This window comes from Pseudomonas sp. HMSC057H01 (assembly GCF_001836405.1).
In the GTDB taxonomy this organism is placed as follows: domain Bacteria; phylum Pseudomonadota; class Gammaproteobacteria; order Pseudomonadales; family Pseudomonadaceae; genus Pseudomonas; species Pseudomonas aeruginosa.
This window is the reverse complement of record NZ_KV828521.1, coordinates 100,174-117,826: the sequence shown is the minus strand read 5'-3', so window position 1 is coordinate 117,826 and position 17,653 is coordinate 100,174. Positions and strand designations below refer to the sequence as shown.

Below are 17,653 nucleotides of genomic sequence, written 5' to 3'. Positions count from 1 at the left end.
GCATAATCCTGGCTTAATTCGCCCGCTTCAGACTCCTATCCCTTTAACCAGCGATACCGCCATGCATGTACTGCTCACCGAAGACGACGACCTGATCGCCAGCGGCATCGTCGCCGGCCTCAACGCCCAGGGCCTGACCGTGGACCGGGTGGCCAGCGCCGCCGATACCCAGGCGCTGCTCCAGGTGGCGCGCTTCGACGTGCTGGTCCTCGATCTCGGCCTGCCCGACGAGGACGGCCTGCGCCTGCTGCAACGCCTGCGCCAGCAGGGCGTCGACCTGCCGGTGCTGGTGCTGACCGCGCGCGACGCGGTGACCGACCGGGTCGCCGGGTTGCAGGCCGGCGCCGACGACTACCTGCTCAAGCCCTTCGACCTGCGCGAACTCGGCGCCCGCCTGCATACCTTGCAGCGGCGCTCCGCCGGGCGCTGCGTCAACGTCATCGAACACGGTCGCCTCAGCTACGATCCGAGCACCCGCGAAACCTGGCTCGACGGTCGCCCCGTGGAGCTGTCGCGACGCGAACAGGCGCTGTTGCAGGCATTGCTCAACAACCGCGGGCGGATCCTCAGCGGCGAGCAGCTCAAGGACAGCGTCTATGGCTTCGGCGACGAGGTCGAGAGCAACGCCCTCAACGTCCACATCCATCACCTGCGGCGCAAGCTCGGCAACGCCATCGTGCAGACCGTGCGCGGCCTCGGCTACCGCCTCGGGCCGGCGCGCGGCGACGGAGACGACGCATGAGCCTGCGCCTGCGCCTGACCCTGATCCTCGGCTCGGCCTTCATCCTGCTCTGGTCGCTGGCCGCGGCCTGGATGCTCTGCGACCTGCGCGGGCAGATGATGCGCTCCTTCGACCAACGCCTGGCGGCCTCGGCGCGGATGGTCGCCGGCCTGCTCCAGCAGTTGCCGCAGCCGCAGCCGGCGGACGGCCAGACCACGCGCCTGAGCGCGGAGCAACTGGGGATTCCCAACGGCATGGCCTGCCAGGTCAGCTCATTGCGCGGCGAAGTCCTGGCGCAGAGCCATGCCACCCCGGAGCGGGCGCTGGACAGCACCGCCAGCGGCTTCCGCGACCAGGAAATCAACGGCGTGCTGTGGCGCAGCTTCACCGTGCAGGCCGGCGACCTGCGGGTCAGCACCGCCGACCGCCTGGAAGAGCGCGACGTGCTGCAACGCTCGGTGGTGGTGGCCGCCGCGGTGCCGGTGACGGTCGCCCTGCTCGGCAGCCTGGCCCTGCTCTGGCTCGGCGCCGGCCAGGGTCTGGCGCCGCTCAAGCGGATTCGCGACGCCCTCACCCGGCGCGGCGCCGACTCGCTGGAGCCACTGGAGCTGGCGGCCCTGCCGAGCGAACTGAAGCCGCTGGTGGAAACCCAGAACCAGTTGTTCCAGCGCATCGCCCAGGCCATCGAACGCGAGCGACGCCTGACCGGCGATGCCGCCCACGAACTGCGCAGCCCGCTGACCGCGATCAAGACCCACCTGCAGGTCGCGCGCATGACCGAGGGCGCCGCCGCCGAGCAGGCCCTGGCCCACGCCGAGGAAGGCGCCGACCGTCTGCATCGGACACTGGACCAGCTGTTGCTGCTGGCGCGGGTGGAAGGCAGCCTGTCGTTCGACGACGGCGTGCAGTGCAGCGCCGAGGACGCCGCCCGGGTGGCCATGCACGACGCCGGCCACGGCGACGTGCGGATGTTCGAACTGAAGCTGGCCGACGGCTTGTCCGAGGCGCCGCTGGAAGTCCCCTCGGTGCTGGCCATCGCCGCGCTGCGCAACCTGCTGGACAACGCCCTGCGCCACACCGCCGCCGGCACCCGGGTGGAGCTGGCGGTGGAAACCGCGCAAGGCTGCGCGCGCTTCCACGTCCGCGACCACGGTCCGGGCATCGCCGAAACCGACCTGCCGCACCTCACCCGGCGCTTCTGGCGCCACGGCAAGAGCGGCGGCAGCGGGCTCGGTCTGGCCATCGTCCAGGCCATCGTGCAACGCTGCCAATGCCGGCTGGACTTCGACAGCCGCGCGGACGGCCTGCGGGTGACGCTGGAAATGCCGCTGCGCGAGTGATGCGCGGGCACCACGCGCGCGCCCACCCGCCAACCGACTCCCGTAGGGCGAATAGCCGCCCCGCGGCTATCCGCCGGACCGAGGCCCAGGCATCGGCGGATAACGCCGTTGGCGTTATCCGCCCTACCCCCGCGCCGACCTGCTTCCGCCGGACCGGGTCTCCGTCCTGCGGACGCCAGGCCACGAGGGTCAGATTCCCTGTCCCAGCAGCACGCCGTTGACCTTCTGTCCGTACAGGTTGACGCCGTCGTTGGCATGGAACTTCTGCCGCGTCTTCTCCACGGAACCGTCCACCAGGCGCGGGTCCTGCGGGCGCTCGCGCTCGTGGCTGTTCATGAAGGCGGCGACGTCCCAGGCGTCGCGGTCGCTGAGGGTACCGGGCTTGCCCAACGGCATGTTGTACTTGATGAAGGAAGCCGCGGTGTTGATGCGGTGCATGCCCGCGCCCCAGTTGAACGACTGCGCGCCCCACAGCGGTGGGAACACCGTCTGCCCCAGAGCCATCTGGCCCTGGCTGTCGGCGCCGTGGCAGATCGCGCATTGCGCGGCATAGACCTTGGCGCCGCGCTCGATGCTGTAGCCGCCTTCCGGCGGGGCCACGTCCGGATAGCCGCGTCCGGGCAGGCTGACCCCGGTCGGCGCCTGGCTCGCCAGCCAATAGGCGTAGACGGTCAGGGCCTTGATCTCCGGGCTGTCGGCCGCCGGCACCTTGCCGTTCATGCTGAACTGGAAGCAGCCCTGCAGGCGCTCGGCGAACGTATTGACCTTGTTGTTCTTGGCGCGGAACGCCGGATAGACCGGGTAGGCCGCCCACTGCGGCGCGGAGTTGGCCCGGCGGCCCTGGTCGAGATGGCAGTTGACGCAGTTGAGCTGGTTGCCGACCAGATGCGGCGCGTTCTTCCGGGTTTCCACGAACAACGCCTGGCCCTGGCGGACCATTTCGCCGAAGGCGTTGTCCGGGAGGCTGCTTTCCGCCGGCGGCTGGAACGGCTCCGAGGGCGCCGTTGCCGCGTGGACGGGAGCGACCAGCAGGCCGGCGACGACCAGGGAAAGGATCGACGGCATGTTCATGGCTGGCCTCCTGCCTGACCGAGGGTGGCGAAGAACTGGCTGACGCTGCGGATCTCCTCTTCGCTGAGGGATTTGGCGATATGTCCCATCAGATCGTTCGGGTCGTTGCGGCGAGTGCCAAGCTGCCAGGCGCGCAACTGGTTGCTCAGGTACATCTCGCCCTGCCCCTGCAACGGCGGGAAGGCCTCCCCCACGCCGCTGCCGGCCGGACCGTGACAGGTCACGCACTCGGGAATGTTGCGCTCCCAGGCGCCACGCACCGCCAGGGTCTCGCCGGGGCTGCGCGGGGTGGCCACGCGCGACAGCTCCACCGGCTTGGGCGCCGGCATTGCCGCGAGGGTAGTGGCGAGCGCCTGGATCTCGTCGTCGCCGAGAGCATCGGCTATGCCCTTCATCACCGGGTGCTCGCGACTGCCGCCCTGCTTGAGGTCGTGCAGCTGCTTGCTCAGGTAGGCGGCGGGAAGGCCCGCCAGGCGCGGAAAGCCGGCGGCGGCCAGGCCCATGCCATCGGCGCCGTGGCAGGTGACGCAGGCCGCGGCGGCCGGGTTGGCGCCGCCCTGGGTATAGAGTTTCTGGCCGTCGACGGCGGCCTGGGCCGTCGCCGCCAGCAAGGCGGTCAATGAAAACAGCAGTCGGTGTGCAACCGGCATGGCAGGGTTCCTCTCTGGCTTATTGTTTTTAGTTCTAAGTTTAGAACCAAAAAACCTATCACCGAAAGACCCTACCGCACGCAGGTCTACATCATTTTCCCTACAGGCCCCGGATCACGCCCCTTTCAGCCCCGCGACGATTTCGCAAGAGCGCAGCCGATGGGCGTGCTCGTAGAAGTCGCTGGTGAAGATAAGCTCGTCGGCGCCGGTCTGCTCCAGGAGGATCTCCAGGCGCGCGCGAACCTTCTCCGGACCGCCGATCACCGCCAGGCCGAAGAAGCTGCCGACCGCATCCTGCTCGTGGGGCAGCCACAACGGCGCCATGCTTTCCACCGGCGGCTTCTGTTTCAGGCTCTCGCCGCGGATCAGCGCCAGCACGCGCTGGAAGGCGGTAGTGGCGAGGAACTCGGCCTCTTCGTCGGTAGGTGCGGCGATCAGCGGCACGCCGATCATCGCGTAAGGTTTGTCGAGTACCGCCGAGGGCTGGAAGTTGCTGCGGTAGATGCGCAGCGCCTCGTGCAGGTAACGCGGTGCGAAATGCGAAGCGAAGGCATAGGGCAAGCCTTTCTGCGCCGCCAGGTGGGCGCTGAACAGGCTCGAACCGAGTAGCCAGATCGGCACCTGGGTACCCTCGCCCGGCACCGCCAGCAGGCTCTGCTGGGAACGGCGCGGGCCGAGCAGCATTTCCAGCTCGGCGACCTGCTCGGGGAAGTCGTCGCCGTTGCCCAGGCGGTCGCGACGCAAGGCGCGCATGGTCGCCTGGTCGGCGCCCGGGGCGCGGCCAAGGCCGAGGTCGATGCGGCCCGGGTAGAGCGTCTCCAGGGTGCCGAAGTTTTCCGCCACCACCAGCGGCGCATGGTTCGGCAGCATCACCCCACCCGAGCCGACGCGGATCCGCGAGGTGCCGCCGGCGATATGGCCGATCAGCAGCGCGGTGGCGGAGCTGGCGATGCCATCCATGTTGTGGTGCTCGGCCAGCCAGAAACGGTTGAAGCCCAGGCGCTCCACATGGCGCGCCAGGTCCAGGGAGTTGTGCAGGGCTTCGGCCACGCTGCCGCCGGTGCGCACCGGCACCAGGTCGAGCATGGACAGGGGAATATCAGCAAGCGTTGTCATGAAGGCTCCAATCGGCAGCGGGCGATGGCCAGGGCGCGAGACACGCGCGGAAGGACTTCGCCCGGGGTTTGGATCAATTCTATATCACGCGTTATAGTTTTTGCCCACGGAGAATCCATGGGCTTTTTCCAGCCAAGGAGCGCTGTGGCGTCAGGCGGCCTCGACCGCCAGCAGGGAATCCCAGGCCGCCATCGCGCAGCGGCCGATGGCCAGCAACTGCTGGCGGCTGGCGCCGTCGCGGGCCTGGATCGACAGGCCCTGGAGCACGCTGCTGTAGAAACTGGTGAGCGCGTCGAGATCGGCTCCGGCCGGCACGTCGCCGTCAGCCACGCCTCGTGCGAAACGCTCGCGCAGCAGGCGCGCGGCGCGCCGCCGGTGATCGCGCAGGTAGTCTTCGACGCCTTTGTTGGCCGGCGAGAAATTGGTCGTGCTGAGGTCGACCAGGCAACCGCGCGGCTTGCCTTCCGTGGTGTAGCTGACGGCGGCGCTTTCCAGCAGCGCGGCGATCGACTCGCGCGCCGTCGGCAGGGCGAAGGCGCCCTTGGAAAGCTGGCACTCCTGGCTCAGGTAGAGTTCCACCGCCGAACGGAACAGCGCCTCCTTGGAACCATAGGCGGCATACATGCTCGGCGCGCAGATGCCACCCATGGCCTCCTTCAGCGCGGCCATGGTCGCGCCTTCGTAACCGGCCTCCCAGAACACGTCGAGCGCCCGGCGCAATGCCTGTTCACGATCGAAGCCGCAGGGGCGTCCACGCTTGGCCATGGGAATTCCTGAGAAAAAAACACGTCATATGGTAACACCGGCGAACAGTCGCAAGGCTGGAGGGGGTCGCTTGATCCATCACCGCGCTCGATATACACCATGCAGGCTTTTTACTTCTGCCGGTTCTCCCGCTGGGCAAACATGCTCTCCAAGGGCAGACGCCCACCCTTCCTCAGGAGAACCGATCATGTCCAGCTTCAGCGCCCTCGCCAGCTACTTCGCCGCTTCCGCGTTCTACAGCAATGCAGTGACCCCTACTCGCCCGGTTCAGGCCAGCGCGCCCGCATCGACCAGCGAGAAGAAATGAGCCCAAGGAGGCATCCATGCTCTCAGCCCGCTCCCGCAAGGCCCCGACCTATGGCGTCACCTATGTGAGCCTCGAGGATTGCACCCTGCACTTCGAGACCGAGTACATCATCGAGCGCCGCGACGGCAGCCTCGCGCACATGCCGATGCGCACGCCGGTCAGTGAGCGCGAAGCCCTGCAACGCCTGATCGAAAGCTGCATCGACGACTGATACCTCCAGTGCCCGTGTGCCGCTCTCAGGAGCGGCCAGCGGCGTTTTCCCAATCCGCCACCAGCGTCCGCAGTCGCGCGTCGCGCAGTTCGAAGAGTTCCAGCAGCCCCAGTGCCCGGATCGCCGGCAGCAGGGCGCGCAGGTCTTCTTCGGCCTGCCGCCGTTGCTCCGCGGGCAGTTCCTCCTCAAGCAGCAGCCGGGCGTTGGCGATGAACGCGCCGACGCTGCCCTTGCGTATCTCCACGCCGCCCAGGTGGATGCGGTCCTGTCGGTCGGGAAGGATGTCTTCGGCCTTCATGGCGTGCTCCAGGCAAGAATGATGAGCCGCCAGGCTACATCCGCAGTCGAATGGCCTATTATCCATTCCAAGCCAATCATCGTCGTTTTTCCGCCAAATGCTTCCGGCCCCCCTGCCCGTCCCGCTCTTCGCCCTGCGCATCGACCGCGCAGCCAGCCGCACGGCCTCCCACCGCCATGCCTGCGGCCAGCTCTACTGCCTGGAGCGCGGCCTTCTGGTGGTCGAGGACGAGCATGGCCGCCAGGCCCTGCCTCCGCGCCAGATCGCCTGGATCCCACCGGGTCACCCACACTCGGCGCACTCCCACGGCAGCCTGGCGGGCTGGAGCGCCTACCTCGCCGCCGAACACTGCCGCGACCTGCCCCGGCACCCCGGCGTGCTCGCCTGCTCGGCTTTCGTGGCGCTGATCGTCGAACGCGCCACCCGCTGGCCGCCGACCGGCTCCGCCTGGAGCACCGAACGCGAGAACCTGCTGCGCGTGCTGCTGGACGAACTGCGCCACGCCGTGCCCCAGCGGACCCGCCTGCCCTATCCGGGAGATTCGCGCCTGCGCAGGATCGCCGAGGCATTGCTGGCCAACCCCGGCGATCCGCGGCCGGCGGCCGAATGGGCGCGCTGGGCGGGCCTCAGCAGCCGTAGCCTGAGCCGGCTGTTCGGCGCCGAGACCGGCATGAGCTTCGCGCAATGGCGGCAACTGGCGCGACTGCACGCGGCCGTCGAACGGCTGGCAGCGGGCCAGGCGGTCGGCGAGGTCGCCTGGTCGCTCGGCTACGAAAGCCCGAGCAGCTTCGCCAGTGCCTTCCGCGCAGTATTCGGCGAGACGCCGTCCGGCTATTCCAGTCGCGCCAACGAAGCGCTAGCCTGAACCTTCCGCGCCACGAGCCTTTCCCCATGAGCCACGCCAATACGCCCCGCGACTGGGTTCGACGCGCCCCGCAACACGGTGCGGTGGAACGCATCGAGGCTTACTTCGCCGGCCACGGCTACGATCCGCATCGCCACGACACCTATGCCATCGGCCAGACCCTGGCCGGGGTGCAGAGCTTCCGCTATCGCCGCAGCCAGCGCCACAGCCTGCCGGGCGGCTGCCTGGTGCTGCATCCCGACGAGCTGCACGACGGCGAGGCCGGCAGCCAGGAAGGGTTCCGCTACCGGATGCTCTACGTCGAGCCGGCGCTGATCCAACAGGCCCTCGGCGGCCGGCCGCTGCCGTTCGTGCGCGGGGGCTTGTCCGACGACCCGCGCCTGATCGCCGCCAGCCGGACCCTGCTACAGGCCATGGATACCCCGCTGGAGCCGCTGGAAGAACAGGACGCCCTGTTCGAACTGGCCCACGCCCTCGACGCTGTAGCCGGCAACCGGGCGCGCGGCAGGCGCCACTTCGACTTCGTCGCCGCCGAGCGCGCCCGGCAGTACATCCACGCGCACCTGGAGCGCCCGCTGAGCCTCGACGAACTGGCGCAGGTCGCCCAGCGCGAACGCTGGAGCCTGTCGCGCGATTTCCGCGCGCTGTTCGGCACCAGCCCCTACCGCTACCTGATCCAGCGCCGGCTGGACATCGCCCGCCGGCTGATGCTCGGCGGCCAGACGCTGGCCGAAGCCGCGCTTGCCGCCGGTTTCGCCGACCAGAGCCACATGACCCGCCATTTCGGCCAGAGCTACGGCCTGCCGCCGGCACGCTGGCTGCGTATGCTCGGCCGCGCCTAGCCAGGTTGCACGATCATCCAAGACCGCCCGCTCCGTAGCCGCCTACCCTGGCGCCAGAGACCAACCACCGGAGCGCACCGATGTCCACCAGCACAACCCAAGCGATCAACTTCGCCGCCAAGCTCGCCCTGTTCGACGACCGCTGGCAACCCAGGGTGATCGCCCAGATGAACGACTACCAGTTCAAGCTGGTGAAGATCGAAGGCGACTTCGTCTGGCACAGCCACGCCGACACCGACGAGACCTTCATCGTCCTCGCCGGTCGCCTGCGCATCGATTTCCGCGACGGCGCGGTGCACCTGGGCCCCGGCGAGATGTATGTGGTGCCGCGTGGCGTGGAGCACAAGCCGTTCGCCGAGGGCGAGGTGCGCATGCTCCTGGTGGAGCCCTGCGGCGTGCGCAATACCGGCGACCAGGGCGGCGAGCGGACGGCGGTCAACGATCTGTGGATCTGAAACCGCGCCCACGAAAAAGCCCGGCTCGATGGCCGGGCTCTTTCGCTGCGGGTCGTCCTCAATCGGCGACGTGGATCACCACCCGGCCGCGCTTCGGACAGGTTTCCATGTAGCGGTGCGCCTCGACCACCTGGTCGAACTCGAATACCCGGTCGACCACCGGCTTGAGCAGGCGATCGCGGGTCAGTTGCTCGATGTGCGCGAGGGCCTTGCTCACCGACTCGTCGTTGCGTTCCAGGCCCATCTCCGGATGACCGGTGAAATCCATCAGGCAGTGGCGGTAGAACTGCAGGTGCTTCTTGAACGCGGCGCAGGCCGGGAACGCCGACTCGTTGCCGCCGTTGCAGCCATACAGCACCAGCTTGCCGCGGGTGGCGGAGACATCGCCGAGCAGGGTCATCTGCGGGCCGCCCAATTCGTCGAGGATGACATTGACGCCCTTGCCCTCGGTGAAGCGCTCGACTTCCAGGACCAGGTCCTGCTCGTCGGTCACCACCACCTTGTCGGCGCCCTGCTCGCGGAGGAACTCGCGCTCCTCGGCGGACTTGGTGGAAGCGATCACCCGCGCGCCGAGAGCCTTGGCCAACTGGATCGAGACCGGTCCGTACATGCGCGCCGCCTCGGTGATCAGCACGGTCTGCCCAGCCTTCAACCCGGCCAGGTCGACCAGGCCGAAATAGGCCACCAGCAGGCCGGTGTAGTAGACGCTGGCCTCCACCGGGGTGAGTACCTCGGGGTAGACCGCCAGGGCCGCGCGCGGCATCAGCACCACGTCGCCATAGGCCGGATAATGATCGGGGGTATGGGCGGGGAAACTGGCCACGCGGGAACCCAGCGGCAGGTCGCCGACGCCGGCGCCGACCGCCAGCACCTCGCCGGCCAGTTCGAAGCCGAGACCGGACGGCAGCGCAGCCTGCTCCGGGGCCAGGTTCTGACGCCAGAGCACATCCTTCCAGCTCACGCCGATCGCCTGGACACGCACCAGGACTTCCCCTGCGGCCGGCGCCGGGGTCGGCAGCTCTTCGCATTTGAGGACCTCTGGCGGGCCAAACTGATGAAAACGGATCACTCGGGACATCGCAAACCTCTGCAGTGCATCACGGGGTGAATAACCTCATGGGTTGTGACTGTATCCGCCCATGCCTGACAAAACCACCCGTCGTTATTGATAATGGCTATGCCTGTCAGTGATCCTATGCCCCTCCGGCACCTCGCCAGGCCCCGCCCCGTCTCGCACGCAAGGCTTGACGGCGAGCCCCCGCGGTTGCAGCCTCTAGCCCCTGGAAACGAGGAACGCCATGAACCGAAACGACCTGCGCCGCGTCGATCTGAACCTGCTGATCGTGTTCGAGACCCTGATGCACGAACGCAGCGTGACCCGCGCCGCAGAGAAACTGTTCCTCGGCCAGCCGGCCATCAGCGCCGCGCTGTCGCGCCTGCGCACGCTGTTCGACGACCCGCTGTTCGTCCGTACCGGACGCAGCATGGAGCCCACCGCGCGAGCCCAGGAAATCTTCGCCCACCTGTCGCCGGCGCTGGATTCCATCTCCACCGCCATGAGTCGCGCCAGCGAGTTCGATCCGGCGACCAGCACCGCGGTGTTCCGCATCGGCCTTTCCGACGACGTCGAGTTCGGCCTGCTGCCGCCCCTGCTCCGCCGCCTGCGCGCGGAGGCGCCGGGGATCGTCCTCGTCGTGCGCCGCGCCAACTATCTATTGATGCCGAACCTGCTGGCCTCGGGGGAGATATCGGTGGGCGTCAGCTACACCGACGAACTGCCGGCCAACGCCAAGCGCAAGACCGTGCGCCGCAGCAAGCCGAAGATCCTCCGCGCCGACTCCGCGCCCGGCCAGCTGACCCTCGACGACTACTGCGCGCGACCGCACGCGCTGGTGTCCTTCGCCGGCGACCTCAGCGGCTTCGTCGACGAGGAACTGGAGAAATTCGGCCGCAAGCGCAAGGTGGTCCTGGCGGTGCCGCAGTTCAACGGCCTCGGCACCCTCCTCGCCGGCACCGACATCATCGCCACCGTGCCCGACTACGCCGCCCAGGCGCTGATCGCCGCCGGCGGCCTGCGCGCCGAGGACCCGCCGTTCGAGACCCGCGCCTTCGAACTGTCGATGGCCTGGCGCGGCGCCCAGGACAACGACCCGGCGGAACGCTGGCTGCGCTCGCGGATCAGCATGTTCATCGGCGATCCGGACAGTCTCTGAGCCCTCCGGCGGCTACCTGCACGAGGCGTCGCAACGGGGAAATCGATCGCGCACCGCGAGCCTGTGGCTTATTCCATCGAAAGCACTGTCCATAACCATCGACTGTTACAGAAAACGAAAAACCATGTATCACTGTTCGTGATAATCAAAATCTCATCGTTCGATTAGTTCCCTGCCGGAGCAGCCCGCAGACTTCGCCAATCCCGAAAAACCGACTGGCGGAGTCAAGCATGGAACAGTCATCCCACTTCTCCTGGCGCTACCCCCTCGCACTCGCGGCCGTACTGGTCCTGAGCGCCTGCGGCAAGGCCCCGGAAACCACCCAAGGCATGGCGGCGCCCAAGGTCAGCGTCGCCGAAGTCATCGAACAACCGCTGAACGAGTGGGACGAATTCACCGGCCGCCTGGAGGCCCCGGAGTCGGTGGAGCTGCGCCCGCGGGTATCGGGCTACATCGACCGCGTGGCCTTCCATGAAGGCGCCCTGGTGAAGAAAGGCGACCTGCTGTTCCAGATCGACCCGCGCCCGTTCGAGGCCGAGGTCAAGCGCCTCGAAGCCCAGCTGCAACAGGCCCGCGCGGCCCAGGCGCGGAGCGTCAACGAAGCCCAGCGCGGCGAACGCCTGCGCGCCAGCAACGCGATCTCCGCGGAACTCGCCGACGCCCGCACCACCGCCGCCCAGGAAGCCAAGGCGGCGGTCGCCGCGACCCAGGCGCAACTGGACGCGGCACGCCTGAACCTGAGCTTCACCCGGATCACCGCGCCGATCGACGGTCGCGTCAGCCGCGCCGAGGTCACCGCCGGCAACCTGGTCAACTCCGGGGAGACCCTGCTCACCACCCTGGTCAGCACCGACAAGGTCTACGCCTACTTCGACGCCGACGAGCGCGTGTTCCTCAAGTACGTCGAGCTGGCCCGCCAGGCCGGTCGCGACACGCGCAGCGAGAGCCCGGTGTACCTCGGCCTGAGCAGCGAGGACGGCAACCCGCACCTGGGCCGGCTGGACTTCCTCGACAACCAGGTCAACCCGCGTACCGGCACCATCCGCGGCCGCGCCGTGTTCGACAACGCCAAGGGCGAGTTCACCCCGGGCCTCTACGTGCGCCTGAAGCTGGTCGGCAGCAAGACCTACGCCGCCACCCTGATCAAGGACGAAGCGGTCGGCACCGACCTGGGCAAGAAGTTCGTGCTGGTCCTGGATGGCGACAACAAGACCGTCTACCGCACTGTCGAGATGGGACCGAAGCTGGAGGGCCTGCGCATCGTCCGCAGCGGCCTGAGCAAGGGCGACCGGATCGTCGTGAATGGCCTGCAGCGGGTCCGCCCGGGCATGCAGGTGGATCCGCAGAAGGTCGAGATGGCCAGCGCCGACACCCTGGCCACCCTCGCGCGCCTGCGGCAGTCGGTCGGCGACAGCGAACCACCGAAGGTGGCGGCGTCCAAGGACAACGCCACTCGCAACGAGCCGCGCGGCTGAGCGCGGCGATAGGAAGAACCGATGAATTTCTCCCAATTCTTCATCCAGCGGCCGATCTTCGCCGCGGTGCTGTCGCTGCTGATCCTGATCGGCGGCGCCATCTCCCTGTTCCAGCTACCGATCAGCGAATACCCGGAAGTGGTGCCGCCGACCGTCGTGGTCCGCGCCAACTTCCCCGGCGCCAACCCGAAAGTCATCGGCGAGACCGTCGCCTCTCCCCTTGAACAGGCGATCACCGGGGTGGAGAACATGCTCTACATGTCCTCCCAGTCGACCTCCGACGGCAAGCTGACCCTGACCATCACCTTCGCCCTCGGCACCGACCTGGACAACGCCCAGGTGCAGGTGCAGAACCGCGTCACCCGGACCGAGCCGAAGCTCCCGGAAGAAGTGACCCGGCTCGGCATCACCGTCGACAAGGCCTCGCCCGACCTGACCATGGTCGTGCACCTGACCTCGCCGGATAACCGCTACGACATGCTCTACCTGTCGAACTACGCGGTGCTCAACGTGAAGGACGAACTGGCCCGCCTCGACGGCGTCGGCGACGTCCAGTTGTTCGGCCTCGGCGACTATTCGCTGCGCGTCTGGCTGGACCCGAACAAGGTCGCCTCGCGCAACCTCACCGCCACCGACGTGGTCAACGCCATCCGCGAGCAGAACCGCCAGGTCGCCGCCGGCACCCTGGGCGCGCCGCCGGCGCCGAGCGATACCAGCTTCCAGTTGTCGATCAACACCCAGGGGCGCCTGGTCACCGAGGAAGAGTTCGAGAACATCATCATCCGCGCCGGCGCCAACGGCGAGATCACCCGTCTGCGCGACATCGCCCGGGTCGAGCTGGGCTCCAACCAGTACGCCCTGCGTTCGCTGCTGAACAACAAGCCGGCGGTGGCGATCCCGATCTTCCAGCGTCCCGGCTCGAACGCCATCGAAATCTCCAACCTGGTGCGGGAGAAGATGGCCGAGCTGAAGCACAGCTTCCCGCAGGGCATGGACTACTCCATCGTCTACGACCCGACCATCTTCGTCCGCGGCTCCATCGAGGCGGTGGTGCACACCCTGTTCGAAGCCCTGGTGCTGGTGGTGCTGGTGGTGATCCTGTTCCTGCAGACCTGGCGCGCCTCGATCATCCCGCTGGCCGCGGTGCCGGTGTCGCTGATCGGCACCTTCGCGGTGATGCACATGCTCGGCTTCTCGCTCAACGCGCTGTCGCTGTTCGGCCTGGTGCTGGCCATCGGCATCGTGGTGGACGACGCCATCGTGGTGGTGGAGAACGTCGAGCGCAACATCGGCCTCGGCCTCAAGCCGGTGGAAGCCACCAAGCGTGCCATGCGCGAGGTGACCGGGCCGATCATCGCCACGGCGCTGGTGCTCTGCGCGGTGTTCATCCCGACCGCGTTCATCTCCGGCCTCACCGGGCAGTTCTACCGCCAGTTCGCCCTGACCATCGCGATCTCCACGGTGATCTCGGCGTTCAACTCGCTGACCCTGTCGCCAGCGCTGGCGGCGGTCCTGCTCAAGGGCCACCACGAGCCGAAGGACCGCTTCTCGGTGTTCCTCGACAAGCTCCTCGGCAGTTGGCTGTTCCGTCCGTTCAACCGTTTCTTCGACCGCGCCAGCCATGGCTACGTCGGCACGGTGAACCGGGTCCTGCGCGGCAGCTCGATCGCCCTGCTGGTCTACGGCGGGCTGATGGTGCTGACCTACTTCGGCTTCTCCAGCACGCCGACCGGTTTCGTCCCGCAGCAGGACAAGCAGTACCTGGTGGCCTTCGCCCAGTTGCCCGACGCGGCCAGCCTGGACCGTACCGAGGCGGTGATCAAGCAGATGTCCGAGATCGCCCTGGCGCAGCCCGGCGTGGCGGACTCGGTGGCCTTCCCCGGCCTGTCGATCAACGGCTTCACCAACAGCCCGAACAGCGGCATCGTGTTCACCCCGCTGAAGCCGTTCGACGAGCGCAAGGACCCGAGCCAGTCGGCCGGGGCCATCGCCGCCGCGCTGAACGCCAAGTACGCCGACATCCAGGACGCCTACATCGCGATCTTCCCACCGCCGCCGGTACAGGGGCTGGGGACCATCGGCGGCTTCCGCCTGCAGATCGAGGACCGTGGCAACCAGGGCTACGAGGAGCTGTTCAAGCAGACCCAGAACATCATCACCAAGGCCCGTGCGCTGCCTGAGCTGGAACCCAGCTCGGTGTTCTCCAGCTACCAGGTCAACGTGCCGCAGATCGACGCCGACATCGACCGCGAGAAGGCCAAGACCCACGGCGTGGCGATCAGCGACATCTTCGACACCCTGCAGGTCTACCTCGGCTCGCTGTACGCGAACGACTTCAACCGCTTCGGCCGTACCTACCAGGTCAACGTCCAGGCCGAGCAGCAGTTCCGCCTCGAACCCGAGCAGATCGGCCAGTTGAAGGTGCGCAACAACCTCGGCGAGATGGTCCCGCTGGCGTCCTTCATCAAGGTCAGCGACACCTCCGGTCCGGACCGTGTGATGCACTACAACGGCTTCATCACCGCCGAACTCAACGGCGCCCCGGCCGCGGGCTACAGCTCCGGCCAGGCGCAGGCGGCGATCGAGAAGCTGCTGAAGGAGGAACTGCCCAACGGCATGACCTACGAGTGGACCGAGCTGACCTACCAGCAGATCCTCGCCGGCAATACCGCGCTGTTCGTCTTCCCGCTCTGCGTGCTGCTGGCCTTCCTCGTGCTGGCCGCCCAGTACGAGAGCTGGAGCCTGCCGCTGGCGGTGATCCTGATCGTGCCGATGACCCTGCTGTCGGCGATCACCGGGGTGATCCTGGCCGGCAGCGACAACAACATCTTTACCCAGATCGGCCTGATCGTTCTGGTGGGGCTGGCGTGCAAGAACGCGATCCTGATCGTCGAGTTCGCCAAGGACAAGCAGGAGGAAGGCATGGACCGCGTCGCCGCGGTGCTGGAAGCCTGCCGCCTGCGCCTGCGGCCGATCCTGATGACGTCCATCGCCTTCATCATGGGCGTGGTGCCGCTGGTGATCTCCACCGGCGCCGGCGCCGAGATGCGCCATGCGATGGGCGTGGCGGTGTTCTCCGGGATGATCGGGGTGACCTTCTTCGGCCTGCTGCTGACGCCGGTGTTCTACGTCCTCATCCGCCGCTTCGTGGAGAACCGCGAAGCGCGCCGCGCCGCCAACGACAAAGGCCTGCCAGAGGTGCATGCATGATTCACGCGCAGTCGATCCGGAGCGGGCTCGCGCCCGCCCTGGGTCTGTTCAGTCTGCTGGCGCTCAGCGCCTGCACGGTGGGTCCGGACTACCGGACCCCCGACACCGCGGCGGCGAAGATCGACGCCACGGCGAGCAAGCCCTACGACCGCAGCCGCTTCGAAAGCCTGTGGTGGAAACAGTTCGACGATCCGACCCTGAACCAGTTGGTCGAACAGTCGCTGAGCGGCAACCGCGACCTGCGCGTGGCCTTCGCCCGCCTGCGCGCCGCCCGCGCCCTGCGCGACGACGTGGCCAACGATCGCTTCCCGGTGGTCACCAGCCGCGCCAGCGCCGACATCGGCAAGGGCCAGCAACCGGGAGTGACCGAGGACCGGGTCAACAGCGAGCGCTACGACCTTGGCCTGGATAGCGCCTGGGAGCTTGATCTGTTCGGGCGCATCCGCCGTCAGCTGGAGTCCAGCGACGCCCTCAGCGAAGCGGCCGAGGCCGACCTGCAGCAACTGCAGGTCAGCCTGATCGCCGAGCTGGTGGACGCCTACGGCCAGCTGCGCGGCGCGCAACTGCGCGAGAAGATTGCCCTGAGCAACCTGGAGAACCAGAAGGAGTCGCGCCAGCTCACCGAGCAACTGCGCGACGCCGGGGTCGGTGCCGAACTCGACGTACTGCGCGCCGATGCGCGCCTGGCGGCCACCGCCGCCAGCGTGCCGCAACTGCAGGCGGAAGCCGAGCGCGCCAGGCACCGTATCGCCACCCTCCTCGGCCAACGGCCGGAAGAGTTGACAGTGGACCTTTCGCCGCGCGACCTGCCGGCGATCACCAAGGCCCTGCCGATCGGCGATCCCGGCGAGCTGCTGCGCCGCCGACCGGACATCCGCGCCGCCGAACGGCGCCTGGCCGCCAGCACCGCCGACGTCGGCGTGGCCACCGCCGACCTGTTCCCGCGGGTCAGCCTCAGCGGCTTCCTCGGCTTCACCGCCGGGCGGGGCTCGCAGATCGGCTCAAGCGCCGCCCGCGCCTGGAGCGTCGGCCCGAGCATCAGTTGGGCCGCCTTCGACCTCGGCAGCGTGCGTGCCCGCCTGCGCGGCGCCAAGGCCGACGCCGACGCCGCGCTGGCCAGCTACGAACAGCAGGTGCTGCTGGCCCTGGAAGAATCGGCGAATGCCTTCAGCGACTATGGCAAGCGCCAGGAGCGCCTGGTCTCGCTGGTCCGCCAGTCGGAAGCCAGCCGCGCCGCCGCGCAACAGGCGGCGATCCGCTACCGCGAAGGCACCACCGATTTCCTGGTGCTGCTGGACGCCGAACGCGAGCAACTCTCCGCCGAAGATGCCCAGGCCCAGGCCGAGGTCGAGCTGTACCGCGGCATCGTGGCGATCTACCGCTCCCTCGGCGGTGGCTGGCAACCCAGCGCCTGAACCGGCTATCCCCGGCCGATGGAAATCGGCCACTCCAGCCCCGCGATTGCAGCTCCTGGTCGCGGGGCTTTTTTATGCGCAGCGCGGGGCGGACGCTCGGTCGAGCCCCACGTCGTTTCTCGGCGATGGCGTAGAGGCTCGGCGGCCATTGCCGCGGGCTATTCCCGCCGCTCCGGCTGCGCGGAGTGGATATACAGGGTGTAGGTATCCGCCGGCCGGGGCGCGCCCGCCAGGTCGAGGGCATGACCGATGGCGCCGCGATGGTAGGTGCCATGGTTGACGATATGGAAGAGGATCTCCTGGCGCGTCATGCCGCCGTCGCGGCCATCGGCGAAGCGGAAGCGCAGCCATTCGCCGCGACGCTCCAGCGGCAGCTCGGCGACATAGCCGGCGAACCAGGCGGCCGAATCCTCCAGCCGGCGACGCAGGACGTCGTAGCCAGGCACCACCTCGCTGTTGGTCTGTTGGTGGGGCGCCGGCTCGCCCAGCAGGCGCGCCCTGAACAGTTCCTCGACGATCGCCATGTGATTGAGCTGTTGCAAGGCGAAGGCCAGCGAGGCCGGGAACGCCTCGGCGTCGATCCGGGCGATGGCATCGAGGGTGCGGCGGTCGGACCAGGCCTTGTAGTTGAAGGACTCGACCAGCAGGTCGACTTGCAGGTTGGGTCGGGACATGTGGCGGGCTTCCGTGTCCATTCGC

General features: G+C 68.1%; 18 protein-coding genes. 11 read left to right on the top strand and 7 right to left on the bottom strand.

Annotated elements, in window-relative coordinates; all coding sequences use genetic code 11:
- The first annotated feature begins 61 nt into the window (after window positions 1–61).
- Window positions 62–742 carry a response regulator gene (locus HMPREF2581_RS29475; RefSeq protein ID WP_003103570.1) on the top strand — a complete coding sequence of 227 codons (681 nt, stop codon included), beginning with the start codon at window positions 62–64 and terminating at the stop codon, window positions 740–742.
- On the top strand, window positions 739–2,061 hold the full coding sequence (locus HMPREF2581_RS29470) for an ATP-binding protein (RefSeq protein ID WP_003103567.1): 1,323 nt from the start codon (window positions 739–741) through the stop codon (window positions 2,059–2,061). The genes HMPREF2581_RS29475 and HMPREF2581_RS29470 overlap by 4 nt, the downstream gene beginning before the upstream one ends.
- Window positions 2,062–2,250: 189 nt before the next feature.
- Here HMPREF2581_RS29470 and HMPREF2581_RS29465 read toward each other — a convergent pair whose 3' ends face one another.
- From HMPREF2581_RS29465 to HMPREF2581_RS29450, 4 genes are all read right to left on the bottom strand, one after another.
- Entirely contained in the window at window positions 2,251–3,132 is an 882-nt protein-coding gene (locus tag HMPREF2581_RS29465) for a c-type cytochrome (RefSeq protein WP_003139130.1), read from the bottom strand.
- Complete coding sequence (locus tag HMPREF2581_RS29460; protein WP_003089803.1) at window positions 3,129–3,782, bottom strand: c-type cytochrome; 654 nt, start codon at window positions 3,780–3,782, stop codon at window positions 3,129–3,131. Before HMPREF2581_RS29460 ends, HMPREF2581_RS29465 begins: the two co-directional genes overlap by 4 nt.
- Before the next feature lie 114 nt (window positions 3,783–3,896).
- Complete coding sequence (locus tag HMPREF2581_RS29455) at window positions 3,897–4,898, bottom strand: LLM class flavin-dependent oxidoreductase (RefSeq protein ID WP_003089806.1); 1,002 nt, start codon at window positions 4,896–4,898, stop codon at window positions 3,897–3,899.
- Window positions 4,899–5,048: 150 nt separating this feature from the next.
- Entirely contained in the window at window positions 5,049–5,663 is a 615-nt protein-coding gene (locus HMPREF2581_RS29450) for a TetR/AcrR family transcriptional regulator (protein WP_003089808.1), read from the bottom strand.
- A 187-nt stretch (window positions 5,664–5,850) separates the two neighbouring features.
- Between HMPREF2581_RS29450 and HMPREF2581_RS33750 the strand changes: the two genes are divergently transcribed.
- Both HMPREF2581_RS33750 and ptrC read left to right on the top strand, forming a co-directional pair.
- On the top strand, window positions 5,851–5,970 hold the full coding sequence (locus tag HMPREF2581_RS33750) for a PA2485 family small membrane protein (protein ID WP_003116878.1): 120 nt from the start codon (window positions 5,851–5,853) through the stop codon (window positions 5,968–5,970).
- A 16-nt stretch (window positions 5,971–5,986) separates the two neighbouring features.
- A complete protein-coding gene (gene ptrC / locus HMPREF2581_RS29445; RefSeq protein WP_003089814.1) occupies window positions 5,987–6,181 on the top strand; it encodes a type III secretion system co-regulatory protein PtrC in 195 nt (64 codons plus the stop codon).
- 25 nt (window positions 6,182–6,206) lie between these two features.
- On the opposite strand, the gene HMPREF2581_RS29440 is transcribed toward ptrC, so the two are convergent.
- A complete protein-coding gene (locus HMPREF2581_RS29440) occupies window positions 6,207–6,479 on the bottom strand; it encodes a hypothetical protein (protein WP_003139125.1) in 273 nt (90 codons plus the stop codon).
- Window positions 6,480–6,576: 97 nt separating this feature from the next.
- Between HMPREF2581_RS29440 and HMPREF2581_RS29435 the strand changes: the two genes are divergently transcribed.
- The 3 genes from HMPREF2581_RS29435 (at window position 6,577) to HMPREF2581_RS29425 (ending at window position 8,641) form a co-directional block, all read left to right on the top strand.
- The gene (locus HMPREF2581_RS29435) at window positions 6,577–7,344 is read left to right on the top strand and encodes an AraC family transcriptional regulator (protein ID WP_003139124.1); all 768 of its coding nucleotides are present in this window, start codon (window positions 6,577–6,579) and stop codon (window positions 7,342–7,344) included.
- A gap of 26 nt (window positions 7,345–7,370) precedes the next feature.
- A complete protein-coding gene (locus tag HMPREF2581_RS29430) occupies window positions 7,371–8,186 on the top strand; it encodes an AraC family transcriptional regulator (RefSeq protein ID WP_003139123.1) in 816 nt (271 codons plus the stop codon).
- A gap of 80 nt (window positions 8,187–8,266) precedes the next feature.
- Entirely contained in the window at window positions 8,267–8,641 is a 375-nt protein-coding gene (locus HMPREF2581_RS29425; protein WP_003089825.1) for a cupin domain-containing protein, read from the top strand.
- Window positions 8,642–8,699: 58 nt separating this feature from the next.
- Here HMPREF2581_RS29425 and mexS read toward each other — a convergent pair whose 3' ends face one another.
- On the bottom strand, window positions 8,700–9,719 hold the full coding sequence (gene mexS / locus HMPREF2581_RS29420) for an oxidoreductase MexS (protein ID WP_003103552.1): 1,020 nt from the start codon (window positions 9,717–9,719) through the stop codon (window positions 8,700–8,702).
- Window positions 9,720–9,939: 220 nt separating this feature from the next.
- Between mexS and mexT the strand changes: the two genes are divergently transcribed.
- From mexT to oprN, 4 genes are all read left to right on the top strand, one after another.
- A complete protein-coding gene (mexT, locus tag HMPREF2581_RS29415; RefSeq protein ID WP_003089829.1) occupies window positions 9,940–10,854 on the top strand; it encodes a multidrug efflux system transcriptional regulator MexT in 915 nt (304 codons plus the stop codon).
- Between the two features lie 230 nt (window positions 10,855–11,084).
- Window positions 11,085–12,329 carry a multidrug efflux RND transporter periplasmic adaptor subunit MexE gene (gene mexE / locus HMPREF2581_RS29410; RefSeq protein ID WP_003103549.1) on the top strand — a complete coding sequence of 415 codons (1,245 nt, stop codon included), beginning with the start codon at window positions 11,085–11,087 and terminating at the stop codon, window positions 12,327–12,329.
- A gap of 21 nt (window positions 12,330–12,350) precedes the next feature.
- Window positions 12,351–15,539 (top strand): multidrug efflux RND transporter permease subunit MexF, encoded by a 3,189-nt coding sequence (gene mexF / locus HMPREF2581_RS29405; protein ID WP_003089834.1) that lies wholly within the window; start codon window positions 12,351–12,353, stop codon window positions 15,537–15,539.
- Window positions 15,536–16,954 carry a multidrug efflux RND transporter outer membrane subunit OprN gene (oprN, locus tag HMPREF2581_RS29400; RefSeq protein ID WP_003089836.1) on the top strand — a complete coding sequence of 473 codons (1,419 nt, stop codon included), beginning with the start codon at window positions 15,536–15,538 and terminating at the stop codon, window positions 16,952–16,954. Before mexF ends, oprN begins: the two co-directional genes overlap by 4 nt.
- Window positions 16,955–17,112: 158 nt before the next feature.
- On the opposite strand, the gene HMPREF2581_RS29395 is transcribed toward oprN, so the two are convergent.
- A complete protein-coding gene (locus HMPREF2581_RS29395; RefSeq protein WP_003139121.1) occupies window positions 17,113–17,628 on the bottom strand; it encodes a DinB family protein in 516 nt (171 codons plus the stop codon).
- Between the last annotated feature and the right edge of the window lie 25 nt (window positions 17,629–17,653).

Excerpts from the sequence above, each read along its gene's own strand:
- HMPREF2581_RS29435 (WP_003139124.1), top strand. The coding sequence starts at position 6,577 with ATGCTTCCGGCCCCCCTGCCCGTCCCGCTCTTCGCCCTGCGCATCGAC.
- HMPREF2581_RS29475 (WP_003103570.1), top strand. The coding sequence starts at position 62 with ATGCATGTACTGCTCACCGAAGACGACGACCTGATCGCCAGCGGCATC.
- HMPREF2581_RS29470 (WP_003103567.1), top strand. The coding sequence starts at position 739 with ATGAGCCTGCGCCTGCGCCTGACCCTGATCCTCGGCTCGGCCTTCATC.
- mexF (WP_003089834.1), top strand. The coding sequence starts at position 12,351 with ATGAATTTCTCCCAATTCTTCATCCAGCGGCCGATCTTCGCCGCGGTG.
- mexS (WP_003103552.1), bottom strand. The coding sequence starts at position 9,719 with ATGTCCCGAGTGATCCGTTTTCATCAGTTTGGCCCGCCAGAGGTCCTC.
- HMPREF2581_RS29440 (WP_003139125.1), bottom strand. The coding sequence starts at position 6,479 with ATGAAGGCCGAAGACATCCTTCCCGACCGACAGGACCGCATCCACCTG.
- ptrC (WP_003089814.1), top strand. The coding sequence starts at position 5,987 with ATGCTCTCAGCCCGCTCCCGCAAGGCCCCGACCTATGGCGTCACCTAT.
- mexT (WP_003089829.1), top strand. The coding sequence starts at position 9,940 with ATGAACCGAAACGACCTGCGCCGCGTCGATCTGAACCTGCTGATCGTG.
- HMPREF2581_RS29430 (WP_003139123.1), top strand. The coding sequence starts at position 7,371 with ATGAGCCACGCCAATACGCCCCGCGACTGGGTTCGACGCGCCCCGCAA.
- oprN (WP_003089836.1), top strand. The coding sequence starts at position 15,536 with ATGATTCACGCGCAGTCGATCCGGAGCGGGCTCGCGCCCGCCCTGGGT.
- HMPREF2581_RS29455 (WP_003089806.1), bottom strand. The coding sequence starts at position 4,898 with ATGACAACGCTTGCTGATATTCCCCTGTCCATGCTCGACCTGGTGCCG.
- mexE (WP_003103549.1), top strand. The coding sequence starts at position 11,085 with ATGGAACAGTCATCCCACTTCTCCTGGCGCTACCCCCTCGCACTCGCG.
- HMPREF2581_RS33750 (WP_003116878.1), top strand. The coding sequence starts at position 5,851 with ATGTCCAGCTTCAGCGCCCTCGCCAGCTACTTCGCCGCTTCCGCGTTC.
- HMPREF2581_RS29465 (WP_003139130.1), bottom strand. The coding sequence starts at position 3,132 with ATGAACATGCCGTCGATCCTTTCCCTGGTCGTCGCCGGCCTGCTGGTC.
- HMPREF2581_RS29395 (WP_003139121.1), bottom strand. The coding sequence starts at position 17,628 with ATGTCCCGACCCAACCTGCAAGTCGACCTGCTGGTCGAGTCCTTCAAC.
- HMPREF2581_RS29460 (WP_003089803.1), bottom strand. The coding sequence starts at position 3,782 with ATGCCGGTTGCACACCGACTGCTGTTTTCATTGACCGCCTTGCTGGCG.
- HMPREF2581_RS29425 (WP_003089825.1), top strand. The coding sequence starts at position 8,267 with ATGTCCACCAGCACAACCCAAGCGATCAACTTCGCCGCCAAGCTCGCC.
- HMPREF2581_RS29450 (WP_003089808.1), bottom strand. The coding sequence starts at position 5,663 with ATGGCCAAGCGTGGACGCCCCTGCGGCTTCGATCGTGAACAGGCATTG.